The 261-nt window shown below is 77.4% G+C and carries 1 pseudogene; it reads left to right on the forward strand.

Features of this window, described 5'->3' with window-relative positions:
- Nucleotides 1-261 (forward strand): annotated as a pseudogene (locus ACQG3P_RS20185) (DNA-3-methyladenine glycosylase 2 family protein); the annotation flags it as partial.

Genomic DNA, 261 nt, shown 5'->3' on the forward strand with positions numbered 1-261 from the left:
CGGCCATCACCCTGGCGCGGCGCGTGGTAGACCGCTTCGGCACCGCGCTGGCCGGCATGCCCGAGGGCCTGGCCCGCCAGTTCCCCACGCCGCAGCAGCTGGCCGACGCGCCGCTGGAAGGCAGCGGCCTGCCGCGCACCCGAGCGGCCACCGTGCGCGCGGTGGCCGCCGCCGTCGCCGACGGCCGGCTGGATTTCCATGCCGGCCAGCGCCTGGATACCTTCATCGAACGCTGCGGGGCGCTGCCCGGGATCGGGCCGT

Origin of the sequence: Stenotrophomonas sp. SrG (assembly GCF_050031795.1) — a bacterium.
Lineage (GTDB): Bacteria > Pseudomonadota > Gammaproteobacteria > Xanthomonadales > Xanthomonadaceae > Stenotrophomonas > Stenotrophomonas rhizophila_A.